The following is a 22,552-nucleotide window of genomic DNA, read 5'->3' as shown; positions in this document are numbered from 1 at the left end:
TTTAGGTAATAAGTGTGGCAGACAAGTCTACAGATTTAACCGTCACTGAAGGCGGCTCAGATGGTGCACTGGTAGCAAGTTCCGATGTGGATGTGGAGAGTCAAAATCCAGATCTAGAAGAGCGCAGTGCGTCAAAATTCGATATGGCAGTGGGCGACCTCGATTTACTTCGTCAGGTTGTGCTTGTGCTGTCGATATCCATCTGTGTTGCATTGATCGTGATGCTGTTCTTTTGGGTCAAAGAACCGGAGATGCGCCCACTTGGTGCGTATGAGACCGAAGAATTGATCCCCGTTCTGGATTATCTGGACCAGCAGAAAATCAATTATAAGCTTGATGGCAATACTGTTTCTGTTGAATCGAGTGAGTACAACTCGATCAAACTTGGCATGGTTCGTTCCGGCGTTAACCAAGCTACAGAAGCAGGCGATGATATTTTGCTGCAAGACATGGGTTTTGGTGTTTCACAACGTCTCGAGCAAGAGCGTCTCAAACTCAGTCGAGAGCGCCAATTGGCTCAAGCAATTGAAGAAATGAAGCAAGTTCGCAAAGCACGAGTGTTATTGGCACTGCCAAAGCACAGCGTGTTTGTGCGTCATAACCAAGAAGCGTCTGCGTCGGTATTTTTGACATTGTCGACAGGCACGAACCTTAAGCAGCAAGAAGTGGATTCTATTGTCGACATGGTAGCGAGTGCCGTGCCGGGAATGAAAACTTCTCGAATTACCGTCACAGATCAGCATGGCCGCTTACTCAGCTCAGGCTCCCAAGATCCCGCTTCTGCGGCGCGACGCAAAGAACAAGAATTAGAACGCAGCCAAGAGCAAGCGCTGCGCGAAAAAATTGATTCCGTACTATTACCGATTTTAGGTTATGGCAACTATACGGCGCAGGTTGATATCCAAATGGATTTCAGTGCGGTTGAACAAACTCGCAAACGCTTTGATCCGAACACCCCTGCGACCCGCAGTGAGTACGCACTCGAAGATTACAATAACGGTAACATGGTAGCGGGTATTCCGGGTGCGTTGAGTAATCAGCCTCCAGCGGATGCCTCAATTCCGCAAGATGTGGCTCAAATGAAAGATGGTTCTGTCATGGGGCAGGGGTCAGTTCGTAAAGAGTCCACGCGTAACTTTGAGCTAGATACCACCATCAGCCACGAGCGAAAGCAGACCGGGACGGTGGCTCGTCAGACCGTTTCTGTTGCGATTAAAGACCGTCGTCAAGTTAACCCTGATACGGGTGAAGTGACTTATACCCCAATGTCCGAATCTGAAATCAATGCCATTCGCCAAGTATTAATTGGTACCGTTGGCTTTGATCAAGGTCGTGGCGATTTACTGAATGTATTGAGTGTAAAGTTTGCTGAGCCAGAGGCTGAGCAGCTAGAAGAACCACCAATTTGGGAGCACCCTAACTTCAGTGATTGGGTTCGTTGGTTCGCAAGTGCATTAGTGATTATTGTGGTTGTGTTGGTTCTGGTTCGCCCAGCAATGAAGAAATTGCTTAACCCTACCAGCGATGATGAAGACGAAATGTACGGACCAGACGGCTTGCCGATTGGTGCGGATGGTGAAACTAGCTTGATTGGCAGTGACATCGAAAGCAGCGAACTGTTCGAGTTTGGCTCAAGTATTGATTTGCCAAACCTTCATAAAGATGAAGATGTATTGAAAGCGGTTCGCGCTCTGGTTGCGAATGAACCTGAACTGGCTGCTCAAGTAGTGAAAAACTGGATGAATGACAATGGCTAACGATATCGTACCTCAAGATGACAACGCCGCGGGAATGCCAGTAGAGCTGGATGTTTCAACCATTACTGGCGAAGAAAAAGCGGCAATTTTGCTACTGAGCCTTAATGAACAAGATGCAGCTGGCATTATCCGTCACCTAGAACCAAAACAGGTTCAGCGTGTTGGTAGTGCGATGGCTCGCGCGAAGGATCTCAGCCAAGACAAGGTATCTGCTGTTCATCGTGCGTTTTTGGAGGATATCCAGAAATACACCAACATTGGTATGGGCAGCGAAGACTTTATGCGTAATGCACTGGTTGCCGCTCTTGGTGAAGACAAAGCCAACAACTTAGTTGACCAGATCCTACTTGGTACGGGCTCAAAAGGCTTGGATTCTTTGAAATGGATGGACCCACGCCAAGTGGCGAGCATTATCGTCAATGAACACCCACAGATTCAAACTATCGTACTGTCTTATTTAGAAGCAGACCAATCTGCAGAGATTTTGTCTCAGTTCCCTGAGCGCGTGCGTTTGGATCTGATGATGCGTATTGCCAACCTTGAAGAAGTTCAGCCATCAGCATTGGCAGAGCTGAACGAAATCATGGAGAAACAGTTCGCGGGTCAAGCGGGTGCACAAGCAGCCAAAATTGGCGGCCTGAAAGCAGCAGCGGAGATCATGAACTACCTAGACAACAACGTCGAAGGTTTGTTAATGGAACAAATTCGCGATCAGGACGAAGACATGGCGACGCAAATCCAAGACCTAATGTTTGTCTTCGAAAACTTAGTCGAAGTGGACGACCAAGGTATTCAGAAGTTGCTGCGTGACGTACCACAAGACGTGTTGCAAAAAGCACTCAAAGGTGCAGATGACTCGTTACGTGAGAAAGTCTTCAAGAACATGTCTAAACGTGCTGCTGATATGATGCGTGATGATATAGAAGCGATGCCGCCAGTACGAGTGGCAGATGTAGAAGCCGCTCAGAAAGAAATCTTAGCAATTGCCCGTCGAATGGCGGATGCTGGTGAGCTCATGCTATCTGGCGGTGCTGACGAATTCTTATAATTTCTATTGCTTCGCAATTATCCTATTGCGGAGCACCCTCACTTCTTAATCGAACACACAATAGGTAACCCATGGCTGGCGATAGAAAACGTGGATTTATCCGTCCTGATGAAGATGATTCGATGATCGAACCTCAACGTTGGGGGCTGCCTGATTATGGCGAGCCTAAAGCCAAACAAGCAAAACAAACCGCGTTCAACTATGACCCGGGATGGGTGCCGAATTTTGATGAGCCTGAAGAAGAGCAGCCACTTGCGCTAACCGAAGAACAAATTGAACTGATTAAGCAAGGTGCTTATCAAGAAGGCTTACATCAAGGTCAGGAAGCTGGCTTTAAGCAAGGTTACGACAAAGGTAAAGAAGAAGGGTTGCAAGCCGGCCATGCTGAAGGTCTCGAGCTCGGAAAATCTGAAGGGGTAACTGCAGGGCAAGAATACATTCAGCAGCAAGTTGAAACCTTCATGAACTTGGCCAATCAGTTTGCTCAACCTTTGGAGTTGATGAATGCTCAGGTTGAAAAGCAGCTGGTGGATATGGTGCTCTGTTTAGTTAAAGAAGTGGTGCACGTTGAAGTACAAACCAACCCTCAAATTATTTTAGATACGGTGAAGCAGTCGGTCGAAGCGCTACCAATATCAGGCCACCCTATTACCTTGCACCTGAATCCAGAAGATGTCGCGATTATTCGTTCAGCTTATGGTGAAGAAGACCTTAATTGTCGCAACTGGACGTTAGTTGCTGAGCCATCGCTCAATCGAGGTGACGTCCAGATTGAAGCAGGTGAATCAAGCATTAATTATCGCATGGAAGAACGCGTCAAAAGCGTATTGCACAGCTTTTGTGGCGCAAACCGTCATCAAGAGGGTGAGTAATCCATGCAAGCACTCGCTGACCGCTTAAAAAGCTACAAAGTTGAAGGCCTTACGACGCGCCCTGTCGCCTCTGGCAAACTGGTGCGTGTGGTTGGGTTAACGTTGGAAGCAACCGGCTGTCGCGCACCAATTGGCAGTTTATGCTTAGTGGAAACCATGTCAGGTCAGATGGAAGCCGAGGTTGTCGGCTTTTCAGGTGACAACCTATTTTTAATGCCAAGCGAACAAATTACGGGCATTTTACCTGGCGCGAGAGTCACCCCTTTAACCAGTGACGCTGGTTTGCCTGTCGGCATGGAGTTACTTGGGCGCGTGATAGACGGGGTTGGGAATCCACTTGATGGACTTGGCCCTTTGTATACCGATCACCGTGCCTCTTTTAATGCCGAACCAATCAACCCATTGGCTCGAAAGCCAATTTCTGAACCGCTCGATGTTGGCCTAAAAGCTATCAATGGTTTGTTGACGGTTGGTAAAGGTCAGCGTATCGGTCTGTTTGCAGGTTCTGGTGTGGGTAAATCGGTCACGCTTGGCATGATGACGCGAGGCACCACCGCACAGGTTGTGGTCGTCGGCCTGATAGGTGAGCGTGGACGTGAAGTTAAAGAGTTCATCGAAGAGATCTTGGGTGAGGACGGTCGTCGCCGCTCAGTGGTGGTCGCGGCGCCTGCCGATGCTTCACCTCTAATGCGCTTAAAGGGGTGCCAAACGGCATTAACGATTGCTGAATACTTCCGGGACCAAGGGTTAGATGTTCTGCTATTGATGGACTCGTTGACTCGTTTTGCACAAGCACAGCGTGAAATCGCACTTTCTGTTGGTGAGCCGCCAGCGACGAAAGGCTACCCGCCTTCTGTATTTGCCAAGCTGCCAGCGCTGGTTGAGCGAGCGGGTAATGGAAGTGCCGAACAAGGCTCGATTACGGCGTTCTTTACCGTGTTGACCGAAGGGGATGATTTGCAAGATCCGATAGCGGACGCATCGCGAGCCATTCTTGATGGCCATATTGTACTTTCTCGTGAAATGGCGGATGCAGGCCATTATCCGGCGATTGATGTCGAGAAGTCGGTGAGCCGTGTTATGCCGCAAATCACGACCGAAGAGCACGTTCTGATGTCAAAAGCGGTGCGACAGGTCTTGTCTATTTGTCGCAAGAATCAAGATTTGGTCTCGATTGGAGCGTACAAACCGGGTACCGATCCTGCTATTGATGGCGCATTTACTTTGAAACCGAAGTTAGACGAATACTTGCAGCAGAGCATGAAAGAATCGGTGCCATACGATATGTGCATCAATATGCTTAGAAACATTTTGGGTGGGTGATAGCGCGTGAATAATGCGATGGAGTTTCTACTTGAGCAAACTAAGGATCGTGAAGACCAAGCTGTGCTTGCACTGAACAAAGCGCGTTCTGAACTCGAAGATTATTACCGTCAGGTTGAACAAATTGAAAAGTATCGGCTTGATTATTGCCAGCAACTCGTCGACCGTGGTCAGGCGGGCCTAACGGCAAGTCAATATGGACACTTAAATCGATTCCTTACCCAGCTAGATGAGACTTTATCTAAGCAAAAGCAAGCAGAAAGTCATTTCAAAGAGCAGGTTGAAAACTGTAAAGAATATTGGTTAACCGTGCGTAAAGAACGCAAATCCTATGAGTGGATGATAGACAAACGCGAAAAAGAGAAACAACTTGCTGAAGCTAAGCGCGAACAAAAGCAAATGGACGAGTTTTCCACCTTACTTTACAGTCGAAAACCACATCGTTTCTAAAGGTTATCGGTTCGATATTGCATTACGGTGTTGCAGTTGACTACATCTCTACCGATTCAAGTAAGGTAACTTTGATTGAGTCTTGTTCAATTAGCTCAAATACCTTCGGTCGAATCTCGCGAACCCACCACTCGTTGTATGTTTTTTCGTAGAGAGTCTGGCGTGCTTGTTCATTGTCGAACTCTCTAAGCCAAACAAAATAGTCATGTCCATCATCACCAGTGTGGACGTAAGTATTCAGTACACGCATGCCTTGTGAACGTTGATAGGGCAACAGTTCTTCCTTCATCCAACTTAGCCACTGTTCTGTTTTGCCTGCTTTGATTCTATATTGGCGTAATTCTGTGATCTTCAAAGTGATTCCTTAATTGTTAAGTCAAATGTCTGTTTACGCTTATCGTTTTTCAAAGTCAATCAAGTAGCTGTACATCATGTTAGGAACCAGGTTCTCGGATAGTACTGTTGATGTTTGTTCCATAAACATGCCATCTATTAGCTTACCGAGAATTGACTCAATATTGTGGTGTGATTTTTGCATTTTAGCTGTCAGTGTCGGGTCTTTTTGACCTTTGTTTGCCGCCAGTATTGCTGTCTGTCAGCGATACGCTCAGAGCCACGAGAACGAGAGTTTCTAAATGAGTGTGAATTTGTCCCATGTATCTGCGACTACCAAGACGCCAGTTTCTGATGTGTCCGCTAAAGCGTCCGCAGAGAGCACTGAGAGCAAGGGATTTTTAGAAACGTTAACCGATGCGTTTGCTGGTAAACAAAAGCCCGAAAAAGTAGCAACAGAATCGACAGTGGTTGAAGAAAAAGAAAGAGCGGATGTAGGCAGTACTTCTTCTGCTAACGTCTCGGACGAATTGTTGGCGCAAGAAAGCCAAGAATCCGTCAGTGACGAGACCCATGGTTTTGATGAAATATCAGCAAACAAACCGAATGCAACCTTAAGTGAAGAAGCAAGTTTACAAAAGGCGGGTAACAGCACACCTTTGGAGAATGATGTTGAAGCTATTGAAAAAGTGAAATCAACATCAATCGATACGAGCAACCCATCAAATACAATGGACGTAAAAAGCACTATGGGCGAAGGACAACAGCTTCTTGGCCGAATTGAACAAGCGAATCAAACCCTGAATGCGAGTAATGCATCCATCAATAGTGGCAAAGTTTTGCCTCAGAGCGCGAATTTAGTGCATTCGTTCCACGAGCAAGCAACCGTTTCGACAAACCTTGATGAGCTGGCTTTGAATGAAACGCCATCAGTTCATTCTCTTGAACAAGCACAGCTGATCCCAGGGCAAGACTTAGAGCCAATTTTAGATAAGAATGGTCAACCTATCGATGTCGACAAACTCTCGTCTGAGTTTGCTGCTTGGCAAGAGCTAGCGAAACAAGCCAGCCATCCGACGACTAAGAGCGCAGTCAGTGGTGAAGTAGCTAATGATCTGTCGCCGTTGTTAACAGATGTTGATTGTTCCAACATCGACGCGCTTCCACGAGTATCCTTGGATGAACTTGAAGTTATAGATACTAAGTTGGCGCAAGGAAAACCACTGACTCAGCAAGAAGCTCAGATCATTGAAGGGTTGAAACAAGGAAGGATCACGGCGGATATTCCTGATCAAGACCTTGCCCAATTTGTTGCGCTCCCTAATGACATTAAACAGATTCTCGCAGAGCAACAAGTACAACATAATTTAACTCGCCAGGCTGGACCTATGGCAGTGTCTCAGCAAATCCAGCATACAGCGGCTCAAGTACCCCAGCCACAAACTGCTCATAGTGGAGAAAAAGTCGCATTATCTCCAACGCCTGATACGTTGATAGCCGCGCAAGTGCCGACGTCGCTTCAAGGTGTGAAAGACGGAGAGATTAGCCAGAAAGTGATGAACGCAGCATTGGAGACTGGTGCGCTAAAGGCGACTGCGGATAAACAAGATAAGCCGGACCTCCAACATGGCTTCGCTGGACAACTTCAGGCTATGGCAGGTCAGCAAGGAATTAATGTGCAGCAACAAGCGCGTATTGATGCTGCACAACAAGCTCAGCTTCCGTTGCAACTAACTAAAGAGCTAGCCAACGAGCAAGTTGCGGAAAAAGTGCAAATGATGATGTCGAAGAATCTGAAAAATCTCGATATTCGTCTTGATCCACCAGAGTTAGGTCGTATGCAAATTCGTATGACCATGAATAACGACGTTGCCAATGTACATTTTACAGTGAACAACCCGCAAGCTCGTGACATTATTGAACAGACGCTCCCTCGTTTGAGAGAAATGCTAGCGCAACAAGGTATGCAGCTGGCTGATTCTTCCGTCCAGCAACAAAACAGCGGGCAACAGCAAGGTAGGTATACTGCTGAACAACATGGTCAAAGCGCGCAAAGTGGCGGTTTTTCTGGACAGTCCGAAGAGGGTTTTGAATCTGATGTCAATCTGGATTTGAATGTCGCTTCAAAGCGTGATGGAATTAGTTTTTACGCATAAAAGGCCGTTTAACGGCAATGGCATACGGTTACCAAGCAACTCACTAAAACGTCTTGGTAACTCAAAAGAACAATAAGAGACAAGAATGGCAGAAGAACAGTTACAAGGGGCCGATGCGCCGAAAGGAAAAAGCAAGTTACTTATCATCATCATCGCTGTTGTAGTATTACTACTTGGTGGCGGGGCAGCGGCATTTTTTCTAATGGGCTCTGATGAACCTGCTCAGGCTGAATCGTCTCAACAGGCTCAAGTGAAGGCATCGGATGCTGCGCCCATCGCGTATGTGAATCTTCCTCAGGCATTTGTATTTAACGTTACTGGGGATAGCCGCGATAGGTTGGTTCAAATTAAAGCGCAGTTAATGGTTCGCGGTGCAGAAAATGAAGAGTTGGCGCGGTATCACTCGCCACTGATTGAAAGCTCTATGCTATCAACGTTTGCTTCCGCGACGGTTGATCAATTGCGCTCTCCTACAGGACGAGTGGAATTGCGCGATCGTGCTTCCGAAGATATCAAAGCAGCGCTGAATGCTGCGGTCGGTAAGCCAGTGATTGAAAAAGTACTGTTTACAGATTTTGTTATTCAATAGGTAAAACGTGACCGATCTATTAAGCCAAGACGAAATTGATGCGCTATTGCATGGGGTTGACGATGTTGATGACGTCGATGAACCGATAGAAAACGACACTGAGGGCGCCGTCAATTTTGATTTCTCGTCGCAAGACAGAATCGTACGTGGTCGAATGCCGACGCTCGAACTTATCAACGAGCGCTTCGCACGGCACATGCGTATTAGTCTGTTTAATATGCTGCGTAAAACGGCAGAGGTGTCGATCAATGGCGTGCAGATGATGAAGTTTGGTGAATACCAGAACACATTGTACGTGCCAACCAGTTTGAACATGGTGCGTTTTCGTCCGTTAAAAGGCACTGCGTTGATCACCATGGAGGCTCGTTTAGTCTTTATTCTGGTAGAAAACTTCTTTGGCGGTGATGGTCGATTCCACGCCAAAATAGAAGGCCGTGAATTTACCCCAACGGAACGCCGCATCATTCAGTTGTTACTGAAAATTGTATTTGAAGATTATAAAGAAGCGTGGTCGCCAGTGATGGGGGTAGAGTTCGAATATCTCGACTCTGAAGTAAACCCAAGCATGGCAAACATTGTCAGCCCGACAGAAGTGATTGTCGTGAGTTCATTCCATATAGAAGTTGACGGCGGTGGCGGCGATTTTCATGTCGTTATGCCTTACTCCATGGTTGAGCCTATCCGTGAACTATTGGATGCAGGTGTTCAGTCCGACAAGATGGAAACGGACGTTCGCTGGAGCTCAGCACTACGTGAAGAGATCATGGATTGTCCGGTTAACTTCCGTGTGAACTTGCTCGAAAAAGACATTTCTTTGCGTGATCTCATGGAGCTGCAACCGGGCGATATCATCCCGATTGAAATGCCAGAACATGCGACGATGTTTGTAGAAGACCTACCGACCTATCGCGTAAAAATGGGTCGTTCGGAAGATAAATTAGCGGTGCAAATTTCTGAGGAAATTGAGCGCCCACATGTCGTCAAAACAGATTTAGCTTTCTTAGGTAAAGACATCATGTCCGAGCTTGAGAGTGAAGACGATATAGACCATTAAGATACCTTATTAAACAGACATGCTATGGCATGAGTAAGGCGTAACACAGGATAGAAAAATGGAACCAAGTGACGATCAAAAGCTAGCAGACGAATGGGCAGCCGCTCTTGGCGAAGACCCGTCTGCCCCTTCTGTAGACGTAGATGAAGTATTGGCTGCGCCACTGGAAGAGCTAAAAGACACTTCAAGCCCAATTAGCGAAGATGAGCGTCGTAAACTCGACACTATTATGGATATCCCGGTGACGATTTCGATGGAAGTCGGTCGTTCTCAAATTAGCATTCGGAACCTGTTGCAGCTTAACCAAGGTTCGGTTGTTGAATTGGATCGTCTAGCCGGTGAGTCGCTCGACGTATTGGTTAACGGTACTTTGATTGCTCACGGCGAAGTCGTGGTCGTCAACGATAAGTTTGGTATCCGTTTGACGGATGTGATCAGCCAAACTGAACGAATTAAGAAGCTGCGTTAAGATGAGTCGTTCAATCAAAATGCGATTGAAGCAAATCACTGGAGCACTGAGCTTAATACTAAGTGCTCCTTATGCATTTGCTGCCGCACCAAATAATCTAGATCTTGCGACGACACTTGGCTCGCTTGTGCTTGTAATCGGCGTGATTCTTTTGCTGGCTTGGTTGCTGAAACGTATGCAAGTGCCAGCGATGGGACAACAAAAGGGCTTGCGTATAGTGAGTCAGTTGCCAGTGGGTACAAAAGAAAGAATCGCAGTAGTTCAAGTGGGTGAAGAACAGTTTTTGGTTGGGATTACTAGCCAATCGATCCAAACTTTAGCCAAGTTAGATAAGCCACTGAAAGAGGAAGAGTTGGCGACCAATGCTTTTGCGACTCAATTTAGCCAGCTGATCAAAAAACATGACAAAGGGTAATCCAATTCGTTTGCTCCTGAGTACGTTGTTACTTTTTGTCGGCGTGCTGTTTTCTTCATTTACCTTTGCTGAAGCAGAGGAGTCAGCGCTGCCAGATAACTTAGCCGATGGAAGTAGTGTTACAGTTCAGGCTATGCAAAGTGATACTGGTGCTAGCCGTGCTATGTCCGTTTCTAGTGGCGGTGGTATTCCAGCATTCACCATGACCACGAACCCTGATGGCAGTGAAGACTACTCGGTTACACTACAAATTTTAGCGTTAATGACCATGCTTGGCTTCTTGCCTGCCATGGTGATTCTGATGACCTCGTTCACTCGAATTGTGGTGGTGATGTCGATATTGCGTCAGGCAATGGGTTTGCAACAAACGCCTTCTAATCAGGTTATTATTGGTATTGCGCTGTTTTTGACCTTTTTTGTTATGTCCCCTGTCCTGAACGAAATCAACGACAAAGCTGTTCAGCCTTATTTGAACGAGCAAGTCACGGCGCGAGAAGCGTTTGATGCTGCACAAGCGCCAATGAAAGCATTTATGCTTAAGCAGACCCGAATCAAAGACTTGGAGACGTTCGTAACCATGTCAGGAGAGCAAGTCGAGAATCCAGAAGATGTGTCGATGGCGGTGTTGATTCCGGCTTTTATCACCTCAGAGCTAAAAACTGCATTCCAAATTGGCTTTATGCTCTTCTTGCCGTTTTTGATTATTGACCTTGTAGTCGCTTCGGTACTGATGGCAATGGGTATGATGATGTTGTCACCAATGATTGTTTCGTTGCCGTTCAAGTTGATGTTGTTCGTATTGGTCGATGGTTGGAACTTGATACTCTCGACACTTGCGGGCAGCTTTGCCCTTTAGATAAGCGCAGATAGAGGATAAGACATGACACCAGAAATGTTTGTCGAGCTTTTCCGTGAAGCACTTTGGATGGTGCTTATCATGGTCTGCGCTATTATCATCCCAAGCTTGCTTATCGGCCTTGTAGTCGCGATTTTTCAAGCTGCGACATCCATCAACGAACAAACGTTGAGCTTCTTACCGCGTTTGATTGTCACGCTTTTGGCCCTGATGCTGTTTGGGCATTGGATGACGCAAATGTTGATGGAATATTTCTATGGCTTGATTGAACGCTTACCTCAGGTGCTTTATTAGAGGCGCCTATGGAGTACCCCACTAGCGTTGTCTTAGATTGGATCGCAAACTACTTCTGGCCCTATGTTCGTATCTCATCCATGTTGATGGTGATGACAGTAACCGGGGCCCGATTTGTTTCGCCAAGAATCCGCCTTTACCTCGGTTTAGCCATCACTTTCGCTGTCATGCCAGCTATCCCCGCCGTACCTCAAGACATTGAGCTACTCTCGTTTCGTGGCTTCATGACCATTGCCGAGCAAATGATCATCGGCATAGCGATGGGTATGGTTACTCAATTTATGATTCAAACCTTTGTCCTGCTGGGTCAAATATTGGGTATGCAATCAAGTTTGGGCTTTGCTTCTATGGTCGATCCCGCAAATGGTCAGAACACGCCATTGCTTGGTCAGTTATTCATGTTCTTAACGACAATGTTTTTCCTTGCCACCGATGGACACTTAAAAATGCTGCAATTGGTGGTGTTCAGTTTTAAAACTTTGCCGATTGGCTCCGGCTCGCTCAACGCGGTTGATTTCCGTGAAATGGCAGGCTGGCTTGGTATTATGTTCCAAACGGCATTGAGTATGTCTCTATCCGGCATTATTGCACTACTGACCATTAACTTGTCGTTTGGTGTAATGACCCGTGCCGCACCACAGCTGAATATCTTCTCGCTTGGTTTTGCTTTTGCTTTGATGGTGGGTCTATTACTTTGTTGGTACATACTGGCTGGTCTATACAGTCATTATGAAATGTTCTGGACAGTGGGTGAGGCGCAGATTTGTCGGCTCATTCGCTTGGAGTGCTAAGATTTGGCAGAATCAGACGGTCAGGAACGCACCGAAGAAGCCACGCCCCGACGGTTACAACAAGCCAGAGAAAAGGGGCAGGTCGCTCGATCTAAAGAGCTTGCATCAGCATCTGTGCTGATCGTTGGCGCCATTTCATTGATGTGGTTTGGCGAGGCGTTAGCACGTTCATTGTTTTCCATCATGAGCCGTTTATTTGATCTTCAACGAGAAGAGATTTTCGATACTGCAAAACTGTTTGATATCGCTTTGGGCGCGATGAGTGATTTGTTGTTCCCACTATTTTTGGTGTTAGCGACATTGTTTACCGCCGCCATGATTGGAGCAGCAGGTGTGGGAGGAATCAGTTTTTCTGCCCAAGCGGCCATGCCCAAGCTGTCGAAAATGAATCCGCTTAGCGGCTTAAAGCGAATGGTTGGCATGCAAAGCTGGGTAGAGTTGATCAAATCAATCCTTAAAGTGGTTCTGGTCACTGGTGTCGCCATCTATTTGATCCAAGCATCACAGGCCGATCTGATTCAATTGAGCATGGATGTGTATCCGCAAAACATCTTCCATGCTTTAGATATTTTGCTGAACTTTATTTTGCTGATCAGTTGCTCGCTATTGATTGTGGTTGCCATCGATATTCCATTTCAAATTTGGCAGCACGCCGATCAGTTAAAAATGACCAAGCAAGAAGTCAAAGACGAATACAAAGAGACTGAAGGTAAGCCGGAAGTGAAAGGCCGTATTCGTATGTTGCAAAGGGAAGCGGCTCAACGTCGAATGATGGCGGACGTTCCTCAAGCTGATGTTATTGTTACTAACCCAGAGCACTTCTCGGTAGCGCTTCGTTATAAACAGAAGACAGACCGTGCGCCAGTCGTGATCGCTAAAGGTACTGACCACATGGCGATGAAGATTCGAGAAGTCGCCCGCGAACATGACATTACGATTGTGCCCGCACCACCTTTGGCTCGTGCGTTGTACCACACGACAGAGCTCGAGCAAGAGATCCCCGATGGGTTATTTACTGCCGTCGCTCAGGTTTTGGCATTTGTATTCCAATTGAAGCAATACCGAAAACGAGGTGGACAGCGCCCGAAAATTCAAGATTATGATTTGCCAATCCCGCCCGAGCACCGTCATTGATACGAAAAGCTGTAAAGCCTTAAAAAAGCTCGTTTGATCAAAAGCTAAGCTCTATTTGAGTGTTTAGTCATTATTTTGGCGCTAATTATGGTACATAGATTGCTTAAAACGCTTTAATTATCAACCCTACCTAAACTTTTAGGCTAAAGCGGTCGCGTATTAATAGTAAGAGCTTACGTGACGCTTCAATCGATTGAGATCTCTCGCAGTATGAAGTTAAGCCTGCCGTTTGCAGATAAATTGCCACGAATCCCTCAACGTGAAATGCCAGCTATTGGTGCTCCGGTGATGGTTTTGGCCACCCTAGCGATGGTGGTACTGCCGATTCCAGCATTTTTGCTGGATATGTTCTTCACCTTTAACATCGCGCTGTCGATGGTGGTGTTGTTAGTGACCGTTTACACACGTCGCCCTTTGGACTTCGCTGCTTTTCCAACGGTATTGCTGATCGCCACGTTGCTCCGCTTGGCTTTGAACGTTGCCTCGACTCGTGTCGTCTTACTGCATGGTCATGAAGGCGGTAATGCGGCAGGTAACGTAATTGAGGCGTTCGGTAACGTCGTTATTGGTGGTAACTACGCGGTCGGCCTAGTGGTTTTCCTCATCTTAATGATCATCAACTTTATGGTGGTGACCAAAGGTGCGGGTCGTATCTCTGAGGTAAGTGCTCGCTTTACGCTTGATGCGTTGCCGGGTAAGCAAATGGCGATTGATGCGGACTTGAATGCCGGATTGATAGACCAAGAGCAGGCAAGAGTTCGTCGTTTTGAAGTGACCAAAGAAGCGGATTTCTATAGCTCGATGGATGGTGCCTCGAAGTTCGTAAAAGGTGACGCGATTGCCGGTATTTTGATTCTGTTTATCAACATCGTCGGCGGTCTGTCGATCGGTATGGCGCAATATGGATTGGGTTTCGGTGAAGCGATTGAAATCTATACCTTACTGACAATCGGTGATGGTTTGGTCGCACAAATCCCATCGCTATTGCTGTCAATTGCAGCGGCAATGATGGTGACACGCCAAAACACCGATGAAGACATGGGTGAACAACTGGTTTTCCAGATGTTCGACAACCCAAAAGCGCTGATGATTACTGCGGCTATTCTTGGTGTGATGGGCATCGTACCGGGCATGCCACACTTTGCGTTTTTGAGCCTGGCAGTCGCGGCCGGTGCAGCGGCATATTTCATCGACAAACGGCAGAAGCAGAAAGCGAAAGAGCCCGCTTTACCAGCAACAGCAGACGAAGGTACAGAACCTTCCTCACAGCGCGAACTGTCTTGGGATGACGTCCAGCCAGTCGATATTATTGGCTTGGAAGTCGGTTATCGCTTAATCCCTTTGGTGGACAGAGACCAAGGTGGGGAACTGTTAGAGCGCGTAAAAGGCGTGCGTAAAAAGTTATCGCAAGATTTTGGGTTCCTAATTCCAGCGGTTCATATTCGTGACAATCTTGAGCTGACCCCAAACAGTTACCGAATTACATTGATGGGGGTTGCGGTGGGCGAAGCAGAGATTCGTCCGGATCAAGAGTTAGCGATTAACCCAGGTCAGGTGTATGGCATGATTGATGGTGAGCCAACCATTGACCCTGCTTTTGGACTGGAAGCCGTATGGATCCGAGAAGATCAGCGTGAGCACGCGCAAGCCTTAGGTTATACGGTGGTTGATTCATCAACGGTATTAGCGACGCACCTAAGCCAGCTATTGACCAACAACGCATCACAGCTAATTGGCCATGAAGAAGTAGAGAATTTATTAGAAATGTTGGGACGCAGTGCGCCTAAGTTGGTCGAGAACTTTGTTCCTGACCAATTACCATTAGGTGTGGTGGTGAAAGTCCTACAAAACTTGTTAAACGAGGCCATTCCAATCCGCGATATTCGCACGATTGTTCAAACTTTGGCTGAGTACTCAAGTAAGAGTCAAGAAGCTGACATATTGACGGCAGCAGTTCGAATTAGTCTTAAACGTCTAATTGTTCAAGAAATCAATGGTATAGAGCCTGAGTTACCAGTGATCACTTTAATACCCGAACTGGAACAAATATTGCATCAAACTATGCAAGCATCAGGAGGCGAATCCGCGGGGATTGAACCGGGACTCGCTGAGCGATTGCAGTCTTCACTAAGCCAAGCGACACAGGAACAAGAACTGAAAGGCGAACCTGCCGTTCTGCTTACTTCTGGTGTATTACGCTCGACGTTGGCGAAATTTGTGAAGAACACAATACCTAATCTCCGGGTACTGTCTTACCAAGAAATCCCGGATGAAAAACAGATCAGAATTGTGCAAGCCGTGGGTAACTGATCTCACGCATCATTAATGGATTCATAGTTTGAAAATAAAGCGATTTTTTGCCAAAGACATGAGAACGGCGCTGCTCCAAGTGAAAGAGGAGTTAGGCGCGGAAGCTGTGATCATGTCAAACAAGAAAGTGGCTGGTGGAGTAGCGATTGTTGCGGCGATAGATAGTGAATCTAATCCGCCTCAAGCAAGCGCAGCGTCACAGCAAAATCGCGGTGCTTCTCAATCGAATCGCTATAACGAACATCGTCAAATGTCATCGTCTTCTGCTGATCGTTACCAAGATCGTCATTTAGATGAAGATAAAATTAGCCTGAACAGTAATAACAGTAACAATGAAAAAACAGGCTCAATGACGCAGCGATTCGCTAATATGCTTAAGCAATATAGCGGTGGTGCAGCAGATGCTGACGATCACGTAGCGGAAAATGAAGATTCGCTCTCTGCTTTGCTGCAACGCCAAAATAAGCATCGCGACGGCTACAACCAAGAAAAGCCAGCGCCATATCAACCAGATTCACCTTTGGCGAAGCTAATCGCACAGGACAATCGATTTGAACGTCCGACGCCCAAGCTGGATCCGACGCGATATGACCGACGTCGCCCAAGTGATGAGCGTGACGAATCGGCCGATGAGCTAGAAAGCATGCGCGAAGAGATGACGTCAATTCGTCGTCTGTTGGAGCACCAAGTTTCTGGCCTGATGTGGCAAGAAGTAGAACGCCGTGAGCCGCTAAGAGCAATGCTGATTAAGCGCTTAGAGCGAATGGGCGTTTCTCCGGAGTTAGCAGACCAGATGGCCTGTTATATTCCGGAAGATACAAAGCCAGCGCGAGCGTGGAAAGCGTTATTGTCGCTGGTGGCGGATCAAATCAATATTCCTAAACAGGACATTTTAAAACGTGGTGGCGTAGTCGCATTGTTGGGTCCGACTGGGGTTGGGAAAACAACAACCGTAGCGAAACTCGCAGCACGCGCAGCCATGGAATACGGTGCCGACAATGTGGCCCTTGTGACAACAGATACATATCGCATAGGTGCACATGAGCAACTCTCAATTTACGGAAGAATCATGGGTTGTCCCGTAAGAGTTGCTAAAGATTCTAACGAGTTAGCCGATGTTATATATCAGCTAAGAAACAGAAGACTGATTTTGGTCGATACGGCAGGGATGGGGCAACGAGATGTGAGGCTTTCCGAGCAGCTCGACACTCTAATGCAAGAGAGCGGAGAAGTGATTCACAGCTACCTTGTTTTGCCGGCTACCGCACAACGTCGTGTTCTACAAGAAACGCTGGATCACTTCCGACGTATACCACTTTCGGGTTGTATTATGACGAAGCTTGATGAGTCATTAAGCCTAGGCGAATTCATCAGTGTAGTGATTCAAAACGCAATGCCAGTAGCTTACATCGCTAATGGTCAGCGCGTACCAGAAGACATTGTGATAGCGCAACCAAAATATATGCTTGCGAAAGCAAATGAACTGTTAGAGAAGTCGACAGAGAACGAACCTCACTTTTGGAACAGTGACAGTGAAGGACTCTAAGGCGGCGGACTACTATGACTGAGAATATGATACACGATCAAGCAAGCGGCCTCCGTCGCTTAACACAACCATCGTTGACCAAAGTGATTGCTGTTACTGGCGGCAAAGGTGGTGTGGGGAAATCAAACGTAACACTGGGTCTGGCGATTTGTATGGCTCGCCAAGGCAAGAAGGTGATGGTTCTCGACGCTGATTTAGGTCTGGCCAATGTGGACGTGATGCTCGGAATTCGTGCAAAACGTAATCTAGGACATGTCTTAGCGGGTGAATGTGAGCTAAAAGATGCGATTGTCGAAGGGCCTTATGGTATAAAGATAATTCCTGCAACTTCTGGCACACAGAGCATGACAGAGCTTTCTCACGCTCAGCATGCTGGACTCATCCGAGCATTTGGTAGTCTTGAAGACGAAATGGATGTCCTGCTGATTGATACCGCTGCTGGTATCTCTGACATGGTAATCAGTTTTTTGCGAGCAGCTCAAGATGTGGTTGTAGTTGTGTGTGATGAACCGACGTCAATCACAGATGCCTATGCATTAATCAAGCTGTTGAGTAAAGAACACCAAGTTCAACGCTTTAAAGTTGTAGCAAATATGGTCAGAAGCTACCGTGAAGGGCGAGAATTGTTTGCAAAGTTGACACTAGTCACAGAGCGATTCTTGAATGTTAGCCTTGAACTCGTAGCATGTATTCCATTAGATGATAAAGTACGACAGGCTGTAAAAAGACAAAAAATTGTCGTTGATGCGTTCCCACGCTCGCCTGCCGCTTTAGCTATCAGCTCACTAGCAAACAAAGCGTTGACGTGGCCACTACCGAAAACACCAAGTGGACACTTGGAATTTTTTGTGGAAAGGTTGCTAAATCGTACCGAATTCGCAGAGGACCCTTTTGGTGAATAAAGCGATAACCTATGACCAACATGGCAAATTTAATAGCCAGCAGGCGTTCATTGAACGTTATTCAGTGTTGGTTAAGCGCATTGCTCACCACCTACTAGGCCGTTTACCGCCGAGTGTTCAGGTAGAGGATTTAATTCAGGCCGGCATGATCGGTCTTATCGAAGCTCAGCAGAATTATGATGGTTCTAAAGGTGCGAGCTTTGAAACTTATGCAGGTATCCGTATTCGTGGCGCAATGTTAGATGACATGCGTAAAGGCGATTGGGTACCGCGTTCTGTTCATAAAAATAATCGAGAGATTAACCAAGCGATTGCGGAGCTGGAAGGCGAATTAAATCGAGATCCTACTGATTCTGAAGTAGCCACGCATCTCGGTATGACACTGGATCAATATCATAGTGCTCTTACCGATATCAACTGCTCAAAATTAGTCGGTATTGAAGATTTAGGCGTTTCTGATGATGTGATTTCACCGGCGGATGAAACCGATGACAGCAACCCATTCAAAGGGGTAGTTGATGAATCATTTCGAAAAGCACTGGTTGAATCAATAAAACAGCTTCCAGAGCGTGAAGCTTTGGTTCTTTCGCTTTATTATGATGAAGAACTCAATTTGAAAGAAATTGGCGATGTGTTAGGCGTAAGCGAATCTCGCGTAAGTCAAATACTGAGTCAAGCGATGCAACGTTTACGTACCAAGCTCAGTGCGTGGACACAAAATGACTAAAAACACTGATTTTACGATTCAGTGGAGGCAATTTTGAATAAAAACATGAAGATCCTTATTGTTGATGATTTCTCAACAATGCGCCGTATTGTTAAAAACCTGCTTCGTGACTTGGGTTTCAATAACACTCAAGAAGCGGACGATGGTTTAACCGCATTACCAATGCTGAAAAAAGGTGACTTCGATTTTGTTGTAACTGACTGGAACATGCCAGGTATGCAAGGCATCGATTTGCTTAAACACATCCGCGCGGATGCAGAACTTAAGCATCTGCCAGTTCTAATGATCACGGCTGAAGCGAAGCGTGAGCAGATCATTGAAGCTGCTCAAGCAGGTGTAAACGGCTACATTGTTAAGCCATTTACTGCTGCAACATTAAAAGAAAAATTAGATAAAATTTTCGAGCGTTTATAACTCTCTCTTTCTCTTTGTTATTCGAGTCATTCATACCAATTATTAAATACCTATTAAATGACTCGTTTAGCGTTTTCAAAGTGATAAGAAGAACTAAACGTAAAAGGGTCTATTCAGAATGATCTCACTAGAGCAGGCGAAGTCACTCGTTCAAATGCTAGAAAACGGGGAACAAGACCAAGCCAATATGCTTGTTGCCTCGATCTACGAAGGTGCCGATAACCCAATGCTGCAAGAAATTGGAGCGTTAACTCGAGACCTTCACGAATCACTCAAGCAGTTCAGTCTCGATCAGCGCATGACCGAAATTGCGAAAGACGAAATCCCTAACGCTAGGGATCGTCTCAATTATGTGATCGAGAAGACAGAGCTTGCAGCCAACAAAGCAATGGATGCGGTCGACTGCTGCCTTCCTATCGCTGACAACCTGCATGATTGCCTTCTAAAAGTTCGTCCTCAATGGAATGAACTCATGCACGGGCGCATAGAATTAAGCGAATTTAAAGCACTGTGCCACCGAATCGACGGGCTATTAGTGCAAGTCGAAGGGGACAGCACTGAATTGCGCGGCCAGTTGACCGAAATTCTCATGGCGCAAGACTTCCAAGACCTAACTGGCCAAATCATTCGCCGCGTAATTACGTTGGTTAATGAAGTTGAAGGCCGCTTAGTGGAAATCCTAACCGTATTCTCTGGAAATAAACTTGAAGAACACATTCAAGTTTTGTCAGAACCGGCAGATAAAAAGAATACACAAACAAGCGAAGCCGAAGGCCCGATTCTTCATCCAGAACTGAGAGAAGATGCGGTTTCATCGCAGGACGAAGTCGATGACTTGTTGTCCAGTCTTGGATTTTAAAGGTAACGTATGAGCTACGATTTAGACGAAGATATTCTTCAGGACTTTCTCATTGAGGCTGGGGAAATTCTCGAGCTGCTTTCTGAGCAGTTGGTTGAATTAGAAAATAACCCAGAAGACAAAGACTTACTTAATGCTATTTTCCGCGGGTTTCATACCGTAAAAGGCGGTGCCGGCTTCCTTTCATTGGCAGAGCTAGTCGATACTTGTCATGGTGCGGAGAACGTGTTCGACGTTTTACGAAACGGTCAACGCACGGTAACGCAAAACTTAATGGATACGATGCTAAAAGCCTTGGATACGGTTAATACCCAGTTCCAGGCTGTTCAAGATCGTGAGCCGTTAGAAGCTGCGGACCCTGAGCTTCTTGAAGAACTTCATCGTCTATGCAAACCTGAGTCAGAAGATGAAGTAGCGGCAACCGTAGTTGAAGAACCAGTGGCTACTCCAGAGCCTATTATTCCCGAGCCTAGCATCGAAGAACCTGCTGCGCCGTCAGCACCATCAAGTGTCGGCTCTGTTGATGAAATTACCCAAGACGAATTCGAAAAGCTACTGGATGAGCTTCATGGTAAAGGTTCAGCGCCAGGCACCTCAATGTCTGCGACACCTACAACGCCATCTGAACCGCCTCAATCGAGTGCACCATCAGTTGAAAGTGGTGATATCACTGATGATGAGTTTGAACGTTTACTCGATGAACTGCACGGTGTAGGAAAAAGCCCTTCTACGGCAGAGGCTGCTGCATCTGCATCCGTACCAGTAGAGCCACCTAAAGCGGCAGAGCCTTCCGCTCCAGTGTCATCTTCATCAAATCAAGACAGTGACTTAATGACGGACGAAGAGTTCGAAAAGTTACTCGATGAGCTACATGGTTCAGGTAAAGGTCCAACGCTAGAAGAATTGGATATGGCAACGAAGCCAGCGTCAGCAAACGTAGAGCAAAGCCCTGCGAAACCTGAGCCTGTTGCTAAGCCAGCACCCGTTCAAGCAGCGCCAGCACCAAAGCCAGAATCTAAACCAGTCGCGGTAAAAGAAGAAGCCAAAACACCAGCGGTTAAAAAACCTCAGGCTGAAGCAACCGTTCGTGTTGATACCTCGACGCTTGATACCATCATGAACATGGTGGGTGAGCTTGTATTGGTGCGTAACCGTCTACTAAGTCTTGGCTTGAATAGCGACAACGAAGAGATGTCCAAAGCGGTCGCTAACCTTGATGTGGTAACTGCGGATCTACAAGGCGCGGTAATGAAAACGCGTATGCAGCCAATTAAGAAAGTGTTTGGCCGTTTCCCACGCGTTGTCCGTGACTTGGCTCGTAACCTAAATAAAGACATCGTGCTAGAAATGCGCGGTGAAGAAACCGATCTCGATAAAAACCTTGTAGAAGCATTGGCCGATCCGTTGATTCACTTGGTGCGTAACTCGGTTGATCACGGTATTGAAATGCCAGACGCACGCGCGAAGGCCGGCAAATCACGCACAGGTAAAGTGATTTTGTCAGCATCGCAAGAAGGGGACCATATTGAACTATCCATCGTAGATGATGGTGGCGGTATGGACCCGAACAAACTGCGTGGCATCGCGGTGAAGCGTGGCATGATGGATGAAGATGCGGCGGCACGTTTAACAGATAAAGAGTGCTTCAACCTTATCTTCGCACCTGGCTTCTCAAGTAAAGATAAAATTTCTGACATTTCTGGTCGTGGTGTGGGTATGGACGTGGTTAAGACGGCGATCAATACCTTAAACGGTTCAATCGATATCGATTCTGAGCTAGGCAAGGGCACTAAGATTACGATCAAAGTACCACTAACGTTAGCGATTTTACCGACTCTGATGGTTGGTGTTGGCGGTCATCCTTTTGCTCTACCATTGGCTTCGGTGAGTGAAATTTTCCACTTGGATCTTAGTCGTACAAACGTGGTAGATGGTCAGCTGACGATTATTGTGCGTGAGAAATCTATCCCACTATTTTACTTACAAAACTGGTTGGCATCCAAATCGCAAAACGTCCAAGAGCGTACTGGTCACGGTCACGTGGTGATTGTACAGATTGGTAACCAGCGCGTTGGTTTTGTTGTGGATACGCTTATTGGTCAAGAAGAAGTGGTTATTAAGCCACTCGATAATCTATTACAGGGCACTCCAGGTATGGCTGGTGCGACAATTACTAGCGATGGCCATATTGCATTAATTCTAGATGTGCCTGATTTACTTAAGCGATATGCTGCGGCTTCACGCCTTTAAGCA

General features: G+C 46.6%; 23 protein-coding genes. 21 read left to right on the top strand and 2 right to left on the bottom strand.

The annotated features are described in order from the left end of the window. Positions 1 to 14 precede the first annotated feature (14 nt). The 5 genes from fliF (at position 15) to fliJ (ending at position 5,450) form a co-directional block, all read left to right on the top strand. Complete coding sequence (gene fliF, locus R8O10_RS12555) at positions 15 to 1,757, top strand: flagellar basal-body MS-ring/collar protein FliF (protein WP_005380462.1); 1,743 nt, start codon at positions 15 to 17, stop codon at positions 1,755 to 1,757. Further along, positions 1,750 to 2,805, top strand: coding sequence for a flagellar motor switch protein FliG (gene fliG, locus R8O10_RS12550; protein ID WP_005380470.1), 1,056 nt, complete (start codon positions 1,750 to 1,752; stop codon positions 2,803 to 2,805). Before fliF ends, fliG begins: the two co-directional genes overlap by 8 nt. Before the next feature lie 71 nt (positions 2,806 to 2,876). Beyond that, the gene (gene fliH / locus R8O10_RS12545; protein WP_104979602.1) at positions 2,877 to 3,677 is read left to right on the top strand and encodes a flagellar assembly protein FliH; all 801 of its coding nucleotides are present in this window, start codon (positions 2,877 to 2,879) and stop codon (positions 3,675 to 3,677) included. Between the two features lie 3 nt (positions 3,678 to 3,680). Next, positions 3,681 to 5,000: a flagellar protein export ATPase FliI gene (gene fliI / locus R8O10_RS12540; RefSeq protein WP_042524104.1), complete on the top strand. Its 1,320-nt coding sequence runs from the start codon at positions 3,681 to 3,683 to the stop codon at positions 4,998 to 5,000. A gap of 6 nt (positions 5,001 to 5,006) precedes the next feature. Further along, the gene (gene fliJ, locus R8O10_RS12535; protein ID WP_005380474.1) at positions 5,007 to 5,450 is read left to right on the top strand and encodes a flagellar export protein FliJ; all 444 of its coding nucleotides are present in this window, start codon (positions 5,007 to 5,009) and stop codon (positions 5,448 to 5,450) included. Positions 5,451 to 5,490: 40 nt separating this feature from the next. Here the strand turns inward: fliJ and R8O10_RS12530 are convergent, their stop codons facing one another. Further along, positions 5,491 to 5,805, bottom strand: a complete 315-nt coding sequence (locus R8O10_RS12530; protein ID WP_042524102.1) for an NIPSNAP family protein — start codon at positions 5,803 to 5,805, stop codon at positions 5,491 to 5,493. A 39-nt stretch (positions 5,806 to 5,844) separates the two neighbouring features. Next, positions 5,845 to 5,988 carry a hypothetical protein gene (locus R8O10_RS12525; protein ID WP_215666825.1) on the bottom strand — a complete coding sequence of 48 codons (144 nt, stop codon included), beginning with the start codon at positions 5,986 to 5,988 and terminating at the stop codon, positions 5,845 to 5,847. Positions 5,989 to 6,085: 97 nt separating this feature from the next. On the opposite strand from R8O10_RS12525, the gene R8O10_RS12520 reads away from it, so the two are divergent. From R8O10_RS12520 to R8O10_RS12445, 16 genes are all read left to right on the top strand, one after another. Further along, complete coding sequence (locus tag R8O10_RS12520) at positions 6,086 to 7,939, top strand: flagellar hook-length control protein FliK (RefSeq protein ID WP_047102858.1); 1,854 nt, start codon at positions 6,086 to 6,088, stop codon at positions 7,937 to 7,939. An 85-nt stretch (positions 7,940 to 8,024) separates the two neighbouring features. Continuing rightward, positions 8,025 to 8,528: a flagellar basal body-associated protein FliL gene (gene fliL / locus R8O10_RS12515; protein WP_005380477.1), complete on the top strand. Its 504-nt coding sequence runs from the start codon at positions 8,025 to 8,027 to the stop codon at positions 8,526 to 8,528. 7 nt (positions 8,529 to 8,535) lie between these two features. Beyond that, positions 8,536 to 9,582: a flagellar motor switch protein FliM gene (gene fliM, locus R8O10_RS12510; protein ID WP_005380478.1), complete on the top strand. Its 1,047-nt coding sequence runs from the start codon at positions 8,536 to 8,538 to the stop codon at positions 9,580 to 9,582. A gap of 58 nt (positions 9,583 to 9,640) precedes the next feature. Then, on the top strand, positions 9,641 to 10,051 hold the full coding sequence (fliN, locus tag R8O10_RS12505; RefSeq protein WP_005380479.1) for a flagellar motor switch protein FliN: 411 nt from the start codon (positions 9,641 to 9,643) through the stop codon (positions 10,049 to 10,051). A 1-nt stretch (position 10,052) separates the two neighbouring features. Beyond that, positions 10,053 to 10,466, top strand: a complete 414-nt coding sequence (gene fliO, locus R8O10_RS12500) for a flagellar biosynthetic protein FliO (protein WP_017820812.1) — start codon at positions 10,053 to 10,055, stop codon at positions 10,464 to 10,466. Then, positions 10,453 to 11,322, top strand: coding sequence for a flagellar type III secretion system pore protein FliP (gene fliP, locus R8O10_RS12495; RefSeq protein ID WP_005380487.1), 870 nt, complete (start codon positions 10,453 to 10,455; stop codon positions 11,320 to 11,322). Before fliO ends, fliP begins: the two co-directional genes overlap by 14 nt. Positions 11,323 to 11,346: 24 nt before the next feature. Then, positions 11,347 to 11,616, top strand: a complete 270-nt coding sequence (gene fliQ / locus R8O10_RS12490) for a flagellar biosynthesis protein FliQ (RefSeq protein ID WP_005380488.1) — start codon at positions 11,347 to 11,349, stop codon at positions 11,614 to 11,616. 8 nt (positions 11,617 to 11,624) lie between these two features. Next, the gene (gene fliR / locus R8O10_RS12485) at positions 11,625 to 12,407 is read left to right on the top strand and encodes a flagellar biosynthetic protein FliR (RefSeq protein ID WP_005384463.1); all 783 of its coding nucleotides are present in this window, start codon (positions 11,625 to 11,627) and stop codon (positions 12,405 to 12,407) included. A 3-nt stretch (positions 12,408 to 12,410) separates the two neighbouring features. Next, on the top strand, positions 12,411 to 13,541 hold the full coding sequence (gene flhB / locus R8O10_RS12480) for a flagellar biosynthesis protein FlhB (RefSeq protein ID WP_005380490.1): 1,131 nt from the start codon (positions 12,411 to 12,413) through the stop codon (positions 13,539 to 13,541). Positions 13,542 to 13,751: 210 nt separating this feature from the next. Next, positions 13,752 to 15,851, top strand: coding sequence for a flagellar biosynthesis protein FlhA (gene flhA, locus R8O10_RS12475; protein WP_318191447.1), 2,100 nt, complete (start codon positions 13,752 to 13,754; stop codon positions 15,849 to 15,851). A gap of 28 nt (positions 15,852 to 15,879) precedes the next feature. Continuing rightward, positions 15,880 to 17,397, top strand: coding sequence for a flagellar biosynthesis protein FlhF (gene flhF, locus R8O10_RS12470; RefSeq protein ID WP_017635950.1), 1,518 nt, complete (start codon positions 15,880 to 15,882; stop codon positions 17,395 to 17,397). A gap of 14 nt (positions 17,398 to 17,411) precedes the next feature. Beyond that, the gene (locus tag R8O10_RS12465; RefSeq protein ID WP_318191445.1) at positions 17,412 to 18,299 is read left to right on the top strand and encodes a MinD/ParA family protein; all 888 of its coding nucleotides are present in this window, start codon (positions 17,412 to 17,414) and stop codon (positions 18,297 to 18,299) included. After that, positions 18,292 to 19,026, top strand: coding sequence for an RNA polymerase sigma factor FliA (locus R8O10_RS12460; RefSeq protein WP_005380499.1), 735 nt, complete (start codon positions 18,292 to 18,294; stop codon positions 19,024 to 19,026). Before R8O10_RS12465 ends, R8O10_RS12460 begins: the two co-directional genes overlap by 8 nt. Positions 19,027 to 19,071: 45 nt before the next feature. Beyond that, positions 19,072 to 19,440: a chemotaxis response regulator CheY gene (cheY, locus tag R8O10_RS12455; RefSeq protein WP_017635949.1), complete on the top strand. Its 369-nt coding sequence runs from the start codon at positions 19,072 to 19,074 to the stop codon at positions 19,438 to 19,440. 118 nt (positions 19,441 to 19,558) lie between these two features. Further along, positions 19,559 to 20,299 (top strand): protein phosphatase CheZ, encoded by a 741-nt coding sequence (locus R8O10_RS12450; protein ID WP_318191444.1) that lies wholly within the window; start codon positions 19,559 to 19,561, stop codon positions 20,297 to 20,299. 9 nt (positions 20,300 to 20,308) lie between these two features. Next, a complete protein-coding gene (locus R8O10_RS12445) occupies positions 20,309 to 22,549 on the top strand; it encodes a chemotaxis protein CheA (protein ID WP_318191443.1) in 2,241 nt (746 codons plus the stop codon). The last annotated feature ends 3 nt before the right edge of the window (positions 22,550 to 22,552 follow it).

The sequence above is a fragment of the Vibrio sp. 1727 genome (assembly GCF_033344415.1).
Classification (GTDB): Bacteria; Pseudomonadota; Gammaproteobacteria; order Enterobacterales; family Vibrionaceae; genus Vibrio; species Vibrio alginolyticus.
This window is presented reverse-complemented; position numbering and strand designations above follow the sequence as displayed.

What these genes read in the sequence shown, in the direction of transcription:
- R8O10_RS12445 (WP_318191443.1), top strand. Translation starts at nt 20,309, where the DNA reads ATGAGCTACGATTTAGACGAAGATATTCTTCAGGACTTTCTCATTGAG.
- fliP (WP_005380487.1), top strand. Translation starts at nt 10,453, where the DNA reads ATGACAAAGGGTAATCCAATTCGTTTGCTCCTGAGTACGTTGTTACTT.
- flhA (WP_318191447.1), top strand. Translation starts at nt 13,752, where the DNA reads ATGAAGTTAAGCCTGCCGTTTGCAGATAAATTGCCACGAATCCCTCAA.
- fliG (WP_005380470.1), top strand. Translation starts at nt 1,750, where the DNA reads ATGGCTAACGATATCGTACCTCAAGATGACAACGCCGCGGGAATGCCA.
- cheY (WP_017635949.1), top strand. Translation starts at nt 19,072, where the DNA reads ATGAAGATCCTTATTGTTGATGATTTCTCAACAATGCGCCGTATTGTT.
- R8O10_RS12520 (WP_047102858.1), top strand. Translation starts at nt 6,086, where the DNA reads ATGAGTGTGAATTTGTCCCATGTATCTGCGACTACCAAGACGCCAGTT.
- fliO (WP_017820812.1), top strand. Translation starts at nt 10,053, where the DNA reads ATGAGTCGTTCAATCAAAATGCGATTGAAGCAAATCACTGGAGCACTG.
- fliQ (WP_005380488.1), top strand. Translation starts at nt 11,347, where the DNA reads ATGACACCAGAAATGTTTGTCGAGCTTTTCCGTGAAGCACTTTGGATG.
- R8O10_RS12450 (WP_318191444.1), top strand. Translation starts at nt 19,559, where the DNA reads ATGATCTCACTAGAGCAGGCGAAGTCACTCGTTCAAATGCTAGAAAAC.
- fliI (WP_042524104.1), top strand. Translation starts at nt 3,681, where the DNA reads ATGCAAGCACTCGCTGACCGCTTAAAAAGCTACAAAGTTGAAGGCCTT.
- R8O10_RS12525 (WP_215666825.1), bottom strand. Translation starts at nt 5,988, where the DNA reads ATGCAAAAATCACACCACAATATTGAGTCAATTCTCGGTAAGCTAATA.
- fliN (WP_005380479.1), top strand. Translation starts at nt 9,641, where the DNA reads ATGGAACCAAGTGACGATCAAAAGCTAGCAGACGAATGGGCAGCCGCT.
- fliL (WP_005380477.1), top strand. Translation starts at nt 8,025, where the DNA reads ATGGCAGAAGAACAGTTACAAGGGGCCGATGCGCCGAAAGGAAAAAGC.
- fliH (WP_104979602.1), top strand. Translation starts at nt 2,877, where the DNA reads ATGGCTGGCGATAGAAAACGTGGATTTATCCGTCCTGATGAAGATGAT.
- R8O10_RS12465 (WP_318191445.1), top strand. Translation starts at nt 17,412, where the DNA reads ATGACTGAGAATATGATACACGATCAAGCAAGCGGCCTCCGTCGCTTA.
- fliR (WP_005384463.1), top strand. Translation starts at nt 11,625, where the DNA reads ATGGAGTACCCCACTAGCGTTGTCTTAGATTGGATCGCAAACTACTTC.